This window comes from Falsarthrobacter nasiphocae (assembly GCF_031456275.1).
Taxonomy (GTDB): domain Bacteria; phylum Actinomycetota; class Actinomycetes; order Actinomycetales; family Micrococcaceae; genus Falsarthrobacter; species Falsarthrobacter nasiphocae.
Genome location: NZ_JAVDUI010000001.1, coordinates 2076440 through 2091494, shown reverse-complemented (window position 1 = coordinate 2091494; position 15055 = coordinate 2076440). Strand labels below are relative to the sequence as shown.

The 15055-nt window shown below is 69.2% G+C and carries 15 protein-coding genes and 2 tRNA genes; 6 read left to right on the top strand and 11 right to left on the bottom strand.

The features are described 5' to 3' along the window. Positions 1 to 34: 34 nt before the first annotated feature. From J2S35_RS09470 to J2S35_RS09430, 9 genes are all read right to left on the bottom strand, one after another. Positions 35 to 1060 carry a hypothetical protein gene (locus J2S35_RS09470; protein ID WP_309852700.1) on the bottom strand — a complete coding sequence of 342 codons (1026 nt, stop codon included), beginning with the start codon at positions 1058 to 1060 and terminating at the stop codon, positions 35 to 37. A gap of 201 nt (positions 1061 to 1261) precedes the next feature. Beyond that, positions 1262 to 1855: a mycothiol-dependent nitroreductase Rv2466c family protein gene (locus J2S35_RS09465; RefSeq protein ID WP_309852698.1), complete on the bottom strand. Its 594-nt coding sequence runs from the start codon at positions 1853 to 1855 to the stop codon at positions 1262 to 1264. A gap of 93 nt (positions 1856 to 1948) precedes the next feature. Beyond that, positions 1949 to 3223 carry an ATP-dependent Clp protease ATP-binding subunit ClpX gene (gene clpX / locus J2S35_RS09460; protein ID WP_309852695.1) on the bottom strand — a complete coding sequence of 425 codons (1275 nt, stop codon included), beginning with the start codon at positions 3221 to 3223 and terminating at the stop codon, positions 1949 to 1951. A 134-nt stretch (positions 3224 to 3357) separates the two neighbouring features. Further along, on the bottom strand, positions 3358 to 4017 hold the full coding sequence (locus J2S35_RS09455; protein ID WP_309852692.1) for an ATP-dependent Clp protease proteolytic subunit: 660 nt from the start codon (positions 4015 to 4017) through the stop codon (positions 3358 to 3360). A gap of 44 nt (positions 4018 to 4061) precedes the next feature. Then, positions 4062 to 4688, bottom strand: coding sequence for an ATP-dependent Clp protease proteolytic subunit (locus J2S35_RS09450; protein WP_309852690.1), 627 nt, complete (start codon positions 4686 to 4688; stop codon positions 4062 to 4064). Positions 4689 to 4884: 196 nt separating this feature from the next. Then, complete coding sequence (tig, locus tag J2S35_RS09445; RefSeq protein WP_309852687.1) at positions 4885 to 6231, bottom strand: trigger factor; 1347 nt, start codon at positions 6229 to 6231, stop codon at positions 4885 to 4887. Positions 6232 to 6317: 86 nt separating this feature from the next. Continuing rightward, positions 6318 to 6395 (bottom strand) — tRNA-Pro (locus J2S35_RS09440). Between the two features lie 122 nt (positions 6396 to 6517). Further along, positions 6518 to 6591 (bottom strand) — tRNA-Gly (locus J2S35_RS09435). A 77-nt stretch (positions 6592 to 6668) separates the two neighbouring features. After that, positions 6669 to 7133: a ribose-5-phosphate isomerase gene (locus J2S35_RS09430; protein ID WP_309852683.1), complete on the bottom strand. Its 465-nt coding sequence runs from the start codon at positions 7131 to 7133 to the stop codon at positions 6669 to 6671. A gap of 234 nt (positions 7134 to 7367) precedes the next feature. Here J2S35_RS09430 and pepN point away from each other — a divergent pair, with 234 nt between their 5' ends. From pepN to J2S35_RS09405, 5 genes are all read left to right on the top strand, one after another. After that, positions 7368 to 9917 carry an aminopeptidase N gene (pepN, locus tag J2S35_RS09425; protein ID WP_309852680.1) on the top strand — a complete coding sequence of 850 codons (2550 nt, stop codon included), beginning with the start codon at positions 7368 to 7370 and terminating at the stop codon, positions 9915 to 9917. A 239-nt stretch (positions 9918 to 10156) separates the two neighbouring features. Further along, positions 10157 to 10621 (top strand): OsmC family protein, encoded by a 465-nt coding sequence (locus J2S35_RS09420; RefSeq protein WP_309852677.1) that lies wholly within the window; start codon positions 10157 to 10159, stop codon positions 10619 to 10621. Beyond that, complete coding sequence (locus J2S35_RS09415) at positions 10621 to 11469, top strand: mechanosensitive ion channel family protein (RefSeq protein ID WP_309852674.1); 849 nt, start codon at positions 10621 to 10623, stop codon at positions 11467 to 11469. Before J2S35_RS09420 ends, J2S35_RS09415 begins: the two co-directional genes overlap by 1 nt. Then, positions 11466 to 11945 carry a globin gene (locus J2S35_RS09410; protein ID WP_309852671.1) on the top strand — a complete coding sequence of 160 codons (480 nt, stop codon included), beginning with the start codon at positions 11466 to 11468 and terminating at the stop codon, positions 11943 to 11945. Before J2S35_RS09415 ends, J2S35_RS09410 begins: the two co-directional genes overlap by 4 nt. Beyond that, the gene (locus J2S35_RS09405) at positions 11942 to 12670 is read left to right on the top strand and encodes a TenA family protein (RefSeq protein ID WP_309852666.1); all 729 of its coding nucleotides are present in this window, start codon (positions 11942 to 11944) and stop codon (positions 12668 to 12670) included. Before J2S35_RS09410 ends, J2S35_RS09405 begins: the two co-directional genes overlap by 4 nt. Here J2S35_RS09405 and J2S35_RS09400 read toward each other — a convergent pair. Next, complete coding sequence (locus tag J2S35_RS09400; protein ID WP_309852663.1) at positions 12642 to 13430, bottom strand: hypothetical protein; 789 nt, start codon at positions 13428 to 13430, stop codon at positions 12642 to 12644. The two genes, J2S35_RS09405 and J2S35_RS09400, sit on opposite strands and share 29 nt — an antisense overlap. Next, positions 13427 to 13897, bottom strand: a complete 471-nt coding sequence (locus J2S35_RS09395; protein WP_309852660.1) for an acyl-CoA thioesterase — start codon at positions 13895 to 13897, stop codon at positions 13427 to 13429. Before J2S35_RS09395 ends, J2S35_RS09400 begins: the two co-directional genes overlap by 4 nt. 61 nt (positions 13898 to 13958) lie before the next feature. On the opposite strand from J2S35_RS09395, the gene J2S35_RS09390 reads away from it, so the two are divergent. Continuing rightward, a complete protein-coding gene (locus tag J2S35_RS09390; RefSeq protein WP_309852657.1) occupies positions 13959 to 14885 on the top strand; it encodes an acyl-CoA thioesterase in 927 nt (308 codons plus the stop codon). The last annotated feature ends 170 nt before the right edge of the window (positions 14886 to 15055 follow it).

Below are 15055 nucleotides of genomic sequence, written 5' to 3'. Positions count from 1 at the left end.
CACCTCAGGAGATGACGACGACGGTCCTTGCGGGTCACTCCGACGCGCTCGTGTCCTTCGATGCCGCGGCGGTGCCGTCCAGCGCGATGCTCGACGCCGTGTACGTGGACCCCACCCTGGTGGCGCCGATCGTCACGGTGTCCCCCACCTTGACGGACCCGATCGTGGTAGCCGTACCCTGGGCGGCCCCCGACTGGGAACCGCCTGCGGTGCCGGGGGCGGCGGTGCCGTTCGCCCCCGAGGCGGCCGCACCCACGGGGGCCCCGCCCTGGGCCCCGCTTGGGGCCGCGGGCGGCGCGCCCTGAGCTGCCGTCCCCTGGGTGGTGGAGCCCTGCGTGCCTGAGCCCTGCGGGGTGGAACCCTGAGTGCCGGCGCCCCGTGCGGCGGTTCCGCTGGCGCCAGCCGCCGTCGTCGTTGTGGTCACGGACGTGGAGGAAGTCACCGCGTACGTCTTGGTGAAGCCATCCGCGCTCTTGACCGTGATGGACGTGGAGGACACCGCCGTGACGGTGCCCGTCTGCGTGGCGCGCGTGACCCACGAGGAACCCTCCTTGACGACCGCCTCGCTGTGGACGGCGGACGCGCCGGTGGCCGACGCTCCCCCGCCCATGACGCCGGGCACCATGCCCTGCTGCTGCTGGCTGGCGGTGGAGCTGTGCGTGGACGCCGCGATGGCCGCGACGCCGCCGGACATGGCGAGTGAGAGCGTCACGCCCGCCGCGATGAAGGTCTTGCGGCCGGACCAGCCGCGCTCCGCCTGGCCCCAGCGGATGGCCTCGCCGGGACGGGCGGCGGCCACGCTCGCGAGCGTCTCGTGCTCCCCGCGCAGGCGGCGGGCGGCGCCGTTGGCCACGGTCACGGGCTCGTCCCGCGCGGGCGTGCTGCGGCCGTCTGTGGCAGACCTGGCAGGGGTGGACGCAGCGGACGCGGCAGGGGTGGCCGCGATGGACGCAGCCAGGCCGGCGCTGCCGATGCTGTCGCTCGCGCGCCGGCTGCCGCTTCCGGGCGCGGCGGGGTCGGCGGGAGCCGTGGGGCGGTTGGTGAATTCGTTGGCAGCCATGCTGGCCTCCTCGGTGTGGGGAATGGGCTTCCTCCACTCTCCGCACTGGCCTTGTGCGGCCGCTGTGGCCCGATGCGGATGGGCCTGTGACCTGAGACGAGAAAGGGACGGGCCCCTTCAAGGAGCCCGCCCCGTGCGGCCCTGCGGCCGCCGCGCCGCCGCTCGCCCGTCTCCGGGTCAGCCTCAGCCGCCGCCTCGACGTCAGTCGACCTTCGGATCCTCCGTGCGGGAGCGCTTCAGCTCGAAGAAGTGCGGGAAGCCCGCGAGGGTGCGGGCCGCGTCGAACATGCGCCCAGCGTCCTCCCCGCGTGGGACCCGGGTGATGACGGGTCCGAAGAACGCGGTGTCCGCGATGGCGACGACGGGCGTGCCCACCTCGTCCCCGACGCGCTTGAGTGCCTCCTCGTGGGACGCGCGGATGGCGCCGTCCCGAGACTCGTCCTCGGCGGCCTCAGCCAGCTCGGCGGGCAGGCCCGCGCGATCCAGCGCCTGCCTGATCACCTCGGTCCTGTCCTCGACCCCCTCGTTGTGGAGGACCTCGCCGAGCGCGGTGTAGAGCGTGTCGATGTTGGCGGGGTCCAGCTCGGCGGCCGCCTGGACCACGCGCACCATCCACATGGACGTCGGATCCCCGTGGTGGTGGTTGTCCGGGTTGTTCTCGTTGAGGATCCCGAGCGACATGATGTGCCACTCGACCTCGATGTCACGGACTTGCTCCACTTCCTTGATCCACCGCGACGTGGCCCAGGCGAAGGGGCAGAGGGGATCGAACCAGAAGTCAACGCGCTCGGACATGCTGTCCTCCTTTGTGGGGTGGGGGCGGCCGATTGACGCCTCCAAGTCCTGATGCCGGGCGCGCCCCGCAAGGCACGGCCCAGCGGTGAAGCTCTAGGCGCTCTTGCGCCGCTTGCGGGGAGCCTGGACGAGCTCCGGCGCGGACTCGCCCCGGACGTTCGCGGCCGTGACCGTCACCCCTGTGACGTCGTCCCGGCCGGGGATCTCGAACATGGCGTCCGCGAGGACCTCCTCGAGAATCGCGCGCAAACCGCGCGCGCCAGTCCCGCGCTCAAGAGCCTTCGCGGCGATCGCCTGGAGAGCATCCTCCTCGAACGTGAGCGCGACGCCGTCCAGCGCGAACATCTTCTGGTACTGCTTCACGAGCGCATTCTTGGGGCCGGTGAGGACCTCGATGAGCGCCGGCTCGTCCAGCTGGGACACCGTCGTGATGACGGGCAGGCGGCCGATGAACTCGGGAATGAGGCCGAACTTGAGCAAGTCCTCCGGCAAGACCGTGCCGTACTCCCCCGAGACTGCGGCCTCCTTGAGGGCCGCGCCGAAGCCGATGCCCTTGCGCCCCGAGCGCCCGCCAACGATCTCCTCGAGGCCCGCGAACGCGCCGGCCACGATGAAGAGGACGTTGCTCGTGTCGATCTGGATGAACTCCTGGTTGGGGTGCTTGCGGCCGCCCTGCGGGGGCACCGACGCCACGGTCCCCTCGATGATCTTCAGGAGGGCCTGCTGCACGCCCTCGCCCGAGACGTCGCGCGTGATGGACGGGTTCTCCGACTTGCGCGAGATCTTGTCGATCTCGTCAATGTAGATGATGCCCTGCTCCGCCTTCTTCACATCGAAGTCCGCGGCCTGGAGGAGCTTGAGGAGAATGTTCTCCACGTCCTCGCCGACATAGCCGGCCTCGGTCAGGCTCGTGGCGTCCGCCACGGCGAAGGGAACATTGAGCCGGCGGGCCAGCGTCTGCGCGAGGTACGTCTTGCCGCAGCCTGTCGGGCCAATGAGCATGATGTTGGACTTGGAGAGCTCGACGTCGTCGTGCTCCTCAGCCGCCGCACCCAACTCCTTGTGCCCCGCATTGGCGTGGATGCGCTTGTAATGGTTGTAGACCGCAACGGCGAGGGCGCGCTTGGCGACGTCCTGACCCACGACGTACTCCTGCAAGAACGCGAAGATCTCTCGAGGATTCGGCAGCTCGCCGGGGCCCAGGTCCGTGACCTCGGCAACCTCTTCCTCGATGATCTCGTTGCACAGCTCGATGCACTCATCGCAGATGTACACGCCCGGCCCAGCGATGAGCCGGCGCACCTGCTTCTGAGTCTTGCCGCAGAAGGAGCACTTGAGCAGCTCGGAGCTGTCCGTCGTGCGCGCCATGTTCTTCTCCCTTACACCTGAAGCATGAGGCGAGCCAACCGCTCGCGTCCGCCGTAGTCCACCCTATGCCAGAAGGCAGCGGCCCCCCGGCACGCCCGAAGACGGAACCGAGGGGCCGACCCGCCGCCGAGGGCCTACTCCGGCGTGTTGATCCGCGGCTTGCGGACCTTGCGGGACTCCAGCACCTGGTCGATGATTCCGTACTCCAGGGCGCCCTTGGCCGTGAGGATCTTGTCGCGCTCGATATCGCGGTTGATCTGCGCGACGTCCTTGCCCGTGTGAAGAGACATGGTCTCCTCGAGCCACTCGCGCATGCGCATCATCTCCTGCGCCTGAATCTCGAGGTCCGAAGCCTGGCCCTGCCCGCCGCCGACGGCCGGCTGGTGGATGAGGACACGGGCGTTCGGCAGGGCGAGTCGCTTGCCCGGCGTGCCGGCCGCGAGAAGGACCGACGCCGCGGAGGCCGCCTGGCCGAGGCAGACCGTCATGATCTCGGGGCGGATGTACTGCATCGTGTCGTACAGGGCCGTCATGGCCGTGAACGAGCCGCCCGGCGAGTTGATGTACAGCGTGATGTCGCGGTCCGGGTCCTGCGCCTCGAGGACGAGGAGCTGGGCCATGACGTCGTCCGCGCTCGCGTCATCCACCTGCACGCCGAGGAACACGATGCGGTCCTCGAAGAGCTTGGTGTACGGGTCCTGGCGCTTGAAGCCGTACGGCGTCCGCTCCTCGAACTGCGGCAGGACGTAGCGGCTGGACGGCATGGGGTGGGTGATCCCTGACGTGGGGTTCATGGTGTCTCCTGGAAGTCTGTGTGTGCGGGCTGCGGGCCGGATTCTTAGGCGTTCTCGTCCGTGCCGCCGCCGCCGGACACGCTGGAGGCCTTGTCGGCGATCTTGTCGAAGAAGCCGTAGGCCAGGGCCTGCTCCGCGGTGAACCAGTTGTCGCGGTCGTTGTCCTCGAGGATCTTCTCGAGGGACTGACCGGTCTGCTCCGCCGTCAGCTCGGCCATGACGCGCTTCATGTCCATGATGAGCTCCGCCTGGATGCGGACGTCCGTGGCCGTTCCCTGCACGCCGCCGAGAGGCTGGTGCATGAGGATGCGCGTGTGCGGGGTCGCGTAGCGCTTGCCCTTCGTGCCCGAGGACAGGAGGAACTGGCCCATGGAGGCCGCGAGGCCTGTGGCCACCGTGACGACGTCGTTCGGGATGAACTGCATCGTGTCGTAGATGGCCATGCCCGCGGTGATCGAGCCGCCGGGCGAGTTGATGTAGAGGTAGATGTCCGCCTCCGGGTCCTCGGCGGACAGCATGAGGAGCTGCGAGCAGATGACGTTCGCGTTGTCGTCCCGCACATCCGAGCCGAGCCAGATGATGCGCTCCTTGAGCAGGCGGTTGTAGATGTAGTCGTCGCGCGTGGCTCGGACGTCCGAGGCCGCCTGAGGCGCCTGTGAGGTCTGGGTCATCGTCATCTCCTCGAAAGTGCTGTCTTCACCCGTGGCCGGGCTCGGTCCTTGTCTAGGACACTAGCCGTCCCGGGCGCCGGGATCCCGGGTGGCGGGCCCCGTTTCGCTGTTGGCGCATGGGCGCCGGGGGTATGGAGAAGGGCGGGACCGGTTGCCCGGCCCCGCCCTCATCTCGCCGGACGAGCCGGCGGGAGAACTACTTCGACTCGGACGTCGCGTCCTCGTCGGCGGCGGTCTCCTCGGCGGCCTCGTCGTCGTCCCCTGCGGTCCCCAGGATGGAGGAGAGGTCGACGGCGTTGCCGTCCGTGTCCTTGACGCTTGCCAGCTCAACGACCTTGCTCAGGGCCTTGTTGCGGCGGACGTCGGCGATGACCATGGGAAGCTGCCCGGCCTGATCGATGATCTGGGCGAACTGCTGCGGGTCCATGCCGTACTGCTGCGACGTCTGGAAGATGTAGTCGATGAGCTCCTGCTGATCGACCTCGACCTCGTGCTGCTCGAGGACGGCGTCGAGGACGACCTCGCGCTTGAAGGCGTCAACCGTGTTCTGGCGGACCTCGGCGCGGTGGTCGTCGGAGTCGTGGCCCTCGGAGGAGTCCTGCGTGAAGTGCTGGTCGACCTGGTCGTCGATGTAGGAGTCCGGAACCGGCACCTCGACCTTCTCAAGGAGGGCGTCGATGGCCTTGTCCCGGGCCTCGCCGGCCTGGGCGAAGCGCTTCTGCTGCTCGACCTGCGTCTTCGTGGACTCGCGGAGCTCGGCGATCGTGTCGAACTCGGAGGCGAGCTGAGCGAACTCGTCGTCGGCCTCGGGGAGCTCGCGGGTCTTGACGGCCTTGACGACGACCTTGACCTCGGCGTCCTCGCCAGCGTGCTCGCCGCCGGCGAGCTTCGTAGTGAAGATGGCGTCCTCGCCAGCGGAGAGGCCCTCGACGGCCTCGTCGAGGCCCTCGAGCATCGTGCCCGAGCCGACCTGGTAGGACAGGTCTGCGGCGGAGTCGACCTCTTCGCCGTCAACCTTGGCGGTGAGGTCCATCGTCAGGAAGTCGTCCTTGGCGGCGGGCTTGTCCGCAGCCTTGAGGGTGCCGAAGCGCCCGCGGAGCTCATCGATGGCGGTGTCGACGTCGGCGTCCTCAACGGCAACGGGCTCGACGACGAGCTCGAGGCCCGCGAGGTCGGGAAGCTCGATGCTCGGCTTGACGTCGAGCTCAAGCTCGAAGACGAGGTCACCGGACTTCGTCTCGGGGTCCGGTGCGGAGGTGATGTCGACCTCGGGGCGCGAAAGCGGCGTGATGTTCTGCTCCTCGAGGGCAGCCTGGAACCATCCGTTGAGGCCCTCGTTGATGGCCTGCTCGTACACGTAGCCGCGGCCAACGCGCTGGTCCACAACCGACGCAGGGATCTTGCCCTTGCGGAAGCCCGGGATGCTGACCTGCTCGGCGACCTGCTTGTACGCCTTCTCGATGGACGGCTTGACCTCGTCGAAGGGAACCTCGACGGTCAGCTTGACCCGAGTCGGGGTGAGGGTCTCGACAGCGCTCTTCACGGCGATGAACTCCTGAATGTGTGGTTGATGTGGTCTTGATACGGCATGCGCCCAACGGCCTCCATCCTGCAAGGCCCCTGGGCGTGTGGTCGGGGTGACAGGATTTGAACCTGCGGCCTCACGCTCCCAAAGCGCGCGCTCTAGCCAAGCTGAGCTACACCCCGTTGAGTCATTCAACCCACGACTCTACCGCCTGGCCAGAACGATTGCCGAATCTCCCCCCGGGGAGGCGCCGCGGGCAACGCGAAGGCCCCCGCCGAACTGGTGTTCAGCGGGGGCCTTGCTCTGGAGGGGATGACGGGAATCGAACCCGCGTCATTAGTTTGGAAGACTAAGGCTTTACCATTAAGCTACATCCCCGCATTCGCCGAAGCGGTGCTCTACCGACTATAGCAGAGCACCGCGAACGACTCAAAGCTCAGCGACCTGTTCGGCCCTCAGCCACGCTGCGCCTCGTACTCGGCAATCTGGCCGATGCGGCGAACGTGCCGCTCGTCCCCGCTGAACGGCTCCGCGAGGAACCACTCCACGATGCGAATGGCCTCCTCGAGCGAGTGCTGCCGGCCGCCGACGGCGACCACGTTGGCGTCGTTGTGCTCGCGCGCCAGCTTCGCCGTCGCCTCATTCCACGCGAGAGCCGCACGGACGCCGACCACCTTGTTGGCCGCGATCTGCTCGCCGTTGCCGCTGCCGCCCAGGACGATCCCGAGGGCCTCGATGCCGGCGGCACGGTCGGCGACGACGGCGGTGGCTGCGGCGATGCAGAAGCGGGGGTAGTCGTCGAGCGGGTCATAGCTGGTGGGGCCGTGGTCGATGACCTCATGGCCCTGGCCCGTGAGGTGCTCGATGAGCGCGTGGCTCAGCTCGAGTCCGGCGTGGTCTGTGGCGATGTGTACCCGCATGTCTCCCCTTCGCGGTGCCTCGATGGCACGTGTTCATGGGCGCGAACCGGCTGTCTGCGCGGACGCGCCGCGGCCCTTCCACCAGGTTACCGGGGCGGGCAGGGTGCCCCTCTCCCCTCGTCACCGTGCCGCGCCGCCGGCCGGAAATGTGAAACGGATATGCTCACATATATGTGACCGGCACCGCATTGGCCCGGTCGATCCACCCGCGATCCATGCGCCGAAAGGGACCTCATGCCCGGAATGAACCTCACCCGAACCGAGGCGATCGAGCGAGCCTCCATCGTCAAGGACGTCCAGTCCTACCGTGTCGAGCTCGACCTGACGCGCGGCGAGCGCGTCTTCGGGTCCAAGACCACCGTCCGCTTCAGCGCCGAGCCCGGGGCAGACACGTTCATCGATGCGGTCACGGACAGCGTCCGCTCCGTCACCCTCAACGGCAAGGCGCTGGACCCGGCCGGGGTGGCCGACGGCGTGCGGATCGCGCTCCCCGACCTCGAGGCGGAGAACGAGCTCGTCGTCGACGCGGACGCCCTCTACATGAACACGGGCGAGGGCCTGCACCGGTTCGTGGACCCGGTCGACGGCGAGGTGTACCTGTACACCCAGTTCGAGGTCCCGGACTCCCGCCGCATGTTCGCGGTCTTCGAGCAGCCTGACCTCAAGAGCGAGTTCACGTTCGTCGTCACGGCTCCGGAGCACTGGAGCGTCGTCTCCAACGAGCCCACGCCCGAGCCCGTCCCGGCCCACGAGGGCGCCAAGACGTGGGAGTTCCCGCCCACGCCGCGGATGTCCTCCTACATCACGGCGCTCATCGCCGGCCCGTACAAGGGCGTCTTCAGCTCCCTCACGAGCTCCTCGGGCCGTGAGATCGAGCTCGGCGTCTACACGCGCGCCTCCATGGCCGAGTACATGGACGCCGACAACGTCTTCGAGCTGACCCGCCAGGGCTTCGCCTTCTACGAGGAGCAGTTCGGCACCCCGTACCCGTTCACGAAGTACGACCAGCTCTTCGTCCCCGACTTCAACGCGGGCGCGATGGAGAACGCGGGCGCCGTCACCTACCTCGAGTCCTATGTGTTCCGCGGCAAGGTCACCGAGGCCGTCCGCGAGCGCCGCGCGATCACGATCCTCCACGAGCTGGCCCACATGTGGTTCGGCGACCTGGTGACGATGAAGTGGTGGAACGACCTCTGGCTGAACGAGTCGTTCGCGGAGTTCATGTGCCACCTCTCGGCGGCGGAGGCCACGGAGTTCACGGATGCGTGGACGTCGTTCGCGGCTGCGGACAAGTGGTGGGCGTACTCGCAGGATCAGCTGCCGACGACGCACCCGATTGTGGCGGAGATCCGCGACCTCGACGATGTGCAGGTCAACTTCGACGGCATCACGTACGCGAAGGGTGCCTCGGTGCTGCGTCAGCTCGTGGCGTGGGTGGGCCAGGAGCGCTTCATGGAGGGCGTGCGCGCGTACTTCGCCAAGCATGCGTGGGGCAACACGGAGCTGCCGGACCTGCTCTCTGAGCTGGAGGCGTCCTCGGGCCGTGACCTGTCCGCGTGGGGCAAGGCTTGGCTCCAGACGTCCGGCGTGACGACGCTCGCCGCGGAGTTCGAGGTGGAGGACGGCACGTACCGCAACGTCGCCGTGGTTCAGTCGTCACCGGACGCGGACAAGGTTCTGCCTCCGCACCGTCTTGGGATCGGCGTGTATGCGGATCAGGACGGCCGCCTGGTGCGCACGCATCGGGTTGAGATTGATGTCGACGGCGCCCGCACGTCCGTGCCCGAGCTCGACGGCGTCGCGGCCGGGGACCTCCTTGTCGTCAACGACGGCGATCTGGCGTACGGCAACATTCGTCTCGACGACGCGTCCTTCGCAGTGGCCAAGGCCCGGCTCGCCGATGTCGAGGACTCCCTGACGCGAGTGCTTCTCTGGGGCGCGGCCGTTGAGGGCGTGCGGGACGCGGAGATCGCCCCGACGGAGTTCCTGGATCTCGTGGCGGCGAACATCCCGCGCGAGACGACGTCGACCGTGGTGTCCATGATCCTGCGGCAGGCGCGCGTGGTGCTCCAGAACTACGTGGTGGAGTCCCGGCGCGCGGAGGTGGCGGAGTCCCTCGCGGCCCGCGTTCTCGAGGCGCTGGAGGCGGCGGAGCCGGGATCCGACATGCAGCTGCAGCTCATGCAGTTCTTCGCGGTCACGGCGGCTGACGCGAAGCACGCGTCCATCGTCAAGGCGGTCCTGGACGGTGAGCGCACACTGGAGGGGCTCGAGCTCGACAGCGACCTCAAGTGGACGCTTCTGCAGGCCCTCGTGGCGTCGGGCGCGGCCGGGGAGGCGGAGATCGCCTCGATGCTCGAGTCCGACAACACGGCGAACGGCGCCCTTGCAGCGGCCCAGGCGCGTGCGGCCGTCCCCGGCTCCGAGGCGAAGAAGGCGACGATGGACCTTCTCTTCACGGACCGGTCCATTCCGAACCTGACCCTGCGCATGGCGGCGATGGGCTTCCAGAGCGGCCTCGACACGCAGGCGCACAGGGAGCTCGTCGACGAGTTCTTCTCGCGCGCTCGGGAGATCAAGGGGAAGCTGTCCCACGAGGTCACGCAGACCCTGGTGCGCGGCCTCTACCCGTCCCGCGTGGTGAGCCGCACGGCGCTCGACGCGTCGGCGGCGTTCATCGCGAGCCTCGGAGAGGAGGACGCGGCCATCAAGCGCATGGTCGTCGAGTCCCACGACGGGCTCGCCCGCGCCCTGCGCGTGCAGGAGGCGTTCCCGAACGGGTGACCCTCGCGGCCCGGCGGCTGATCCTCTCGCCTCACCCCTTCGTTCATCGGGGGTGGGCGGACGACGGCGGACGCGGACCCGAACAGCGACAGGCCCCGGCGGCGCTCGGCCACGGGGCCTGTCCCGTGCCCGCGGGGGCTGAGGCCGGCGGCAGGCGTCGTCGTCATGGTGAGGCGGGGGCGTTCCGAGGCGAGTTCGGTGCCCAGGGATCCCAGAGCTGACCCAAATACAATGGCGACATGGACTTGACCGCGCATTCCTACCGCGTCCGCACCGAATGGTCCTCTGAGGCCGGGACGTCCGGATACCGTGCCTACAGCCGGGATCATGTCGCGTCTGCTGAGGGGCCGGGGGCGCTCGCCGTCTCCGCGGACACCCCGTTCCGCGGCAGTGCGGACCGCTGGAATCCGGAGCTCATGCTCCTCTCCGCGCTCTCCTCGTGCCACATGCTCGCGTTCCTGCACGAGGCAGTGAAGGAGGGGGTCACCGTCACGGCCTACGAGGACACGGCCGAGGGCATCCTGCGGCTCAACCCCGACCACTCCGGGCAGTTCGAGAGCGCCACCCTGAGGCCCCGGGTGACGACCGCCGAGCCGGTCCGCGCGGAGACCCTCCAGGCGCTGCACGAGCGGGCGCACGCTGCTTGCTTCATCGCGCGGAGCGTGAACTTCCCGGTCACCACTGACATCTCCCAGGAGGCTTGATGAACCCCGTTGCCCTCACCGAGCTCGCCGCCGTCGCGGTGGCCGCACCCGCCCACACCGTCGCCGGAGGGCTGTGGAAGTCCGCGCTGATCATCCTGGGCTCGCTCGCCGTCCTCCTGGCCGGGCGGGTCCTCATTCGGCGGATGCTGTCCATGGTGGCTGAGGCCCCGGGGCTGGTTCGGCTGGTCGGCTCGAAGGGACGGGCGGGCACCGTGCCGTCGCGCTCCGCCGTGCGCCGAGAGCGCCGCACCGACACGGTGGCGTCCCTGCTCAACAACGCGCTGACCATTGTCGTCAGCGTCGTGGCCGTGCTCATGCTCCTCGACGTGTGGGGCTTCCCGGCCGGTCCGCTCCTGACGAGCGTCGGCATCGTCGGCATCGCCGTGGCGTTCGGCTTCCAGCAGGTCTTCCGGGACTACCTCGCCGGCATCTTCATCACCGTGGAGGACCAGTTCGGCATCGGGGACCTCATCGAGACGAGCGAGGTCAAGGGACGGGTGCGCGCCATGTCGCTGCGCATCACCACCGTGGAGTCCGAGGACGGCGCCGTCTGGTACCTGCGCAACGGAGAGATCCTGCGCGTCGCCAACCACTCTCAAGGCGTCACGACGACCTCCCTGCCCCTCCAGGAGGCGCGCACGGGGTCCCACGCGGAGGCCTCTGCGCCCGCGACGCCAGCCTCTGACGCCCCGACCGCCGCCACGACCCGCATCACGCGCGTCGGGGACCCTGACCACAACCCGGCGCCTCGCCCAACGGCGGCGGCGAGCGACGCGCAAGCCGCCGTCGGCCCCTCCGCCGACGCGAAGACCCGCCACCAGGCCCCTGCACAGAAGGAGACAGAATGACCACCGATGCGCCCATCGGCCCGCCGCCGCCCTCAGGCCACCAGGGGCTCAGCCTGACCACCGCCAAGCCCGTCCGGCGAGGCCCCGCCGAGACGACCTTCTACGAACAGGTCGGCGGGCACGAGACCTTCGTCAAGCTTGTCGACGTCTTCTACGGGCATGTGGAGGAGGACCCCGACTTCCGCGCCCTCTACCCCGAGGAGGACCTGGCCCCCGCCAAGCGCCGACTCCTCATGTTCCTCGAGCAGTACTGGGGCGGCCCCACAACCTACTCCGAGGAGCGCGGACACCCCCGCCTGCGCATGCGACACGCGCCCTTCGTCATCGACGAATGGGCCCGCGACACCTGGCTGAAGTACATGCGGGCCGCCGTGGACTCCCTCAGCCTCTCCCCCCTCCACGAAGCCACCCTCTGGGACTACATGGACCGCGCCGCCCACTCACTCCTCAACGCGCCCGGAGGTGACCGGCGGTGACTGACACGCAACCGCGCTTCACCGACGCCCTGCGCCACGCGCACGCGGAGACCTGGGACGCGGTCGTACGGCATCGCTTTGTCCGGGAGCTCTTCGCCGGCTCCGTGCCGGACACTGTCATGGCGGGGTACCTCGTCCAGGACTACCGGTTCTTCGACGACTTCATCCGCCTGCTCGGTGCCGCGATCTGCGCAGCGGACTCGACAGACGCGCGCATCACGCTCGCCCGCGTGGCCGGCGAGGTGGCCGGGGACGAGAACACGTACTTCCTGCGCTGCTTCGAGGCCCTCGGGGCCGACGAGCCGCTCCGGGCCGAGACCCCGGACAGCCCCGCGACGGCCGGCTTCCTGGCGCTCATGCGGGAGGCCGTGGCCAGCCAGAACTACGCCGCGATCCTTGCTGTGCTCGTTGTCGCGGAATGGTCCTACCTCTCCTGGGCCCGCACTGCGCCGGCCACACTCCCCCAGGACTTCGTCCACGCCGAATGGGTTGACCTCCACGACGGGCCTGAATTCCGGGAGCGCGTCGCGTTCCTCCGGGCAGAGCTGGACCGCGTGGGCCCCGGCGAGGAGTCCGTCGCTGCGGACTTCTTCGGGCGCGCCATCGCCCTGGAACGGGACTTCTTCGACGACGCCTACGCACACCCGCTCACCGCGGCCCGGCGGGCGGCCTCGGGTCCCGAGCCGTCCGGGACCGTCAGGAGGCCTCGGCGCCTGCGAGCCTGACGACGACCACGCCGAAACGCATCGCCACCAACACGAGCCCGCCCTGCTGAAACACCCGGACCCGGTCCAGTGAGGCAGCAGCAGCCGCCTGACCATGCTGCGGGCCATCCGCCCCCGCGGCACCGCCGGGCTGGGCGCCCAGGCCAGGCCGGACCCCCTCGCGGGGCTCAAGGCCTTCCGGTCCGCGCCCCACGAATCCCAAGCGGACAGCTGCGAACCCCACGCCCAGCGGCAGCCCGCCCAACGACGACTCGGGCCGGCCCCACACGGCGCGCCGGGCCTGCCGCAGCATGGCCTGGCCCGGGTCTGAAGGGAGCGCATCAGCGATCTCCTGGCTACCCGCGCGCTCACCCTCGCGGAGTGCAGACCCGTCAAGGACACCCGCCTCCGCCCAGCCCGAGCGGGGAATGCTCTGCCCAGCCCACGCCTTGTGGACTTCGCTCGGCGGCACCGGCCACTCAGTCCCATCCCCGCGTTCCAGGCGGTCCAGGAGAGCGGCATGGTCGTAGACAGCGTCCACGGGATCCGCAGAGCGGATTGACCACGAACGCACTCCGAACACCTCGGGCCCCGTGTCCAGGAGCCCCGCTCGAGTCAAGACCGGGACGGTCACATCCAGACGCGCCCCGGCGTCCCCGGCCAGCGGAGTCACCGTCAAGCGGGCACCGTCGTCGTCCACCGCACGCGCACGACGCACGAAGGTGGCGACATCCGAGGCCGTCTGCGCATCCCCCAAGTGGATGCGAGGAGCCGCGCTCACGAAGCGCCGCGCCGACGGCGCAAGGACACCGGCGGGCAGGAGAGGGCGGCGAGCGCGTCGCGGAGGGCCTCCGGCAGGCGCACGGGGCGGCCCGTCCCCTCATCGACGAGGACGACGCTCACCTCCGCCACGACCTTCAGGCGCCCTTCGGAGAGGATCTCGCACGCGTAGTCGAAGCTCGAGGCGCCGAGGGAGCTGACGCCGATCCTGACCTCGAGGGGTTCGGTCGAGTAGCCCGTCGCCTCGCGGTACTCGATCTCCTGGCGCGCGATGAACGCGAGCTTGCCCGGGCCGATCAGATCCCACAGAGTGTCCCCGCCGCGCGGGTGATCCGGGGCAAAATCGGAGATCGGCTGGTGCATGAGGCGCACGCGCGCATCTTCCAGGTACTGGACGTAGCGGACATTGTTGACGTGACGATACTGGTCGAGGTCGCCCCACCGCATCTGCAGGCTCACCGTGTGCATGCCTCCCAGCCTAGCGCCGCGCAGAACCTCCAGCCCCAGCCGTGCTCGATAGACTAGGCGGGTGAATCACAGCCCAGACGCCGCCCAGCCCACCGCCCAGGACCCCACGGAGATTCTCCGGCAGCTCATGGAGGTCAGCTCCCTTAACGAGACGCGGCACGACGAGGAGATGTTCCTGGGCCCCGTGGTCCCCAACGCCGGCAAGCGCGTCTTCGGCGGACAGGTCCTGGGGCAGGCTCTCGTCGCCGCCAACCAGACGGTCCCCAACGGCCGGTTCGTCCACTCGCTCCACGCATACTTCCTGCGGGGCGGGGACGCTCACGAGCCCATCGAGTTCGGCGTCGAGAAGCTGCGAGACGGGCGATCGTTCTCGGCGCGCCGCGTCCACGCCTACCAGCACGGGCGGACCATCCTCTCCATGATGACGTCCTTCCAAGACTGGGATGAGGGCCTGGACCACGCAGACCCCATGCCCTCCGGCATTCCCGACCCCGAGTCGCTGCCGACGGCCGCGCAACTGCTCACGGGGATCGACCACCCTGCGGCGCGGTACATCGCCGAATTGCGGCCCTTCGACATCCGCCACGTTGAGGCCCCCCTCTACCTGCCGGGCGCACCCTCCCCAGCCACAGCCGACAACGCCGTGTGGATGAAAACCTTCACAAGCTTCGAGGGCGACGAGCCCCTCCAGCGGGCCGCCCTCGCTTACGCGAGCGACTTCACGCTCCTTGAGCCGATCCTCCGGCGGCACGGGCTCACGTGGGCCAACGAGGGCATGAGCATCGCAAGCCTTGACCACGCCATGTGGTTCCACCGCCCCGTCCGCGCGGACGAGTGGCTTCTCTACGTGCAGCACTCCCCCTCCGCATCCGGTGCCAGGGGGCTTGGGATCGGGCGGATCTACAACCGGGCCGGCCAGCTCGTGGCAACGGCCAGCCAGGAGGGCATGGTCCGGGTGCCTCAGGACGTCATGGAGGGCGCACGGTAGCAATCGCCCACCACTGTGGCGGCGTAACCTGTCAGCCACCGCCGACGAGTGCGGGACGTCTCCGGACCTCCGTCCCGTGCCCGCCGATCTCCGGACCTCCGTCCCGCGCCCGCCGATCTCCGGACCTCCGTCCCGTGCCCGCCGATCTCCGGACTTCCGTCCCGTGCCCG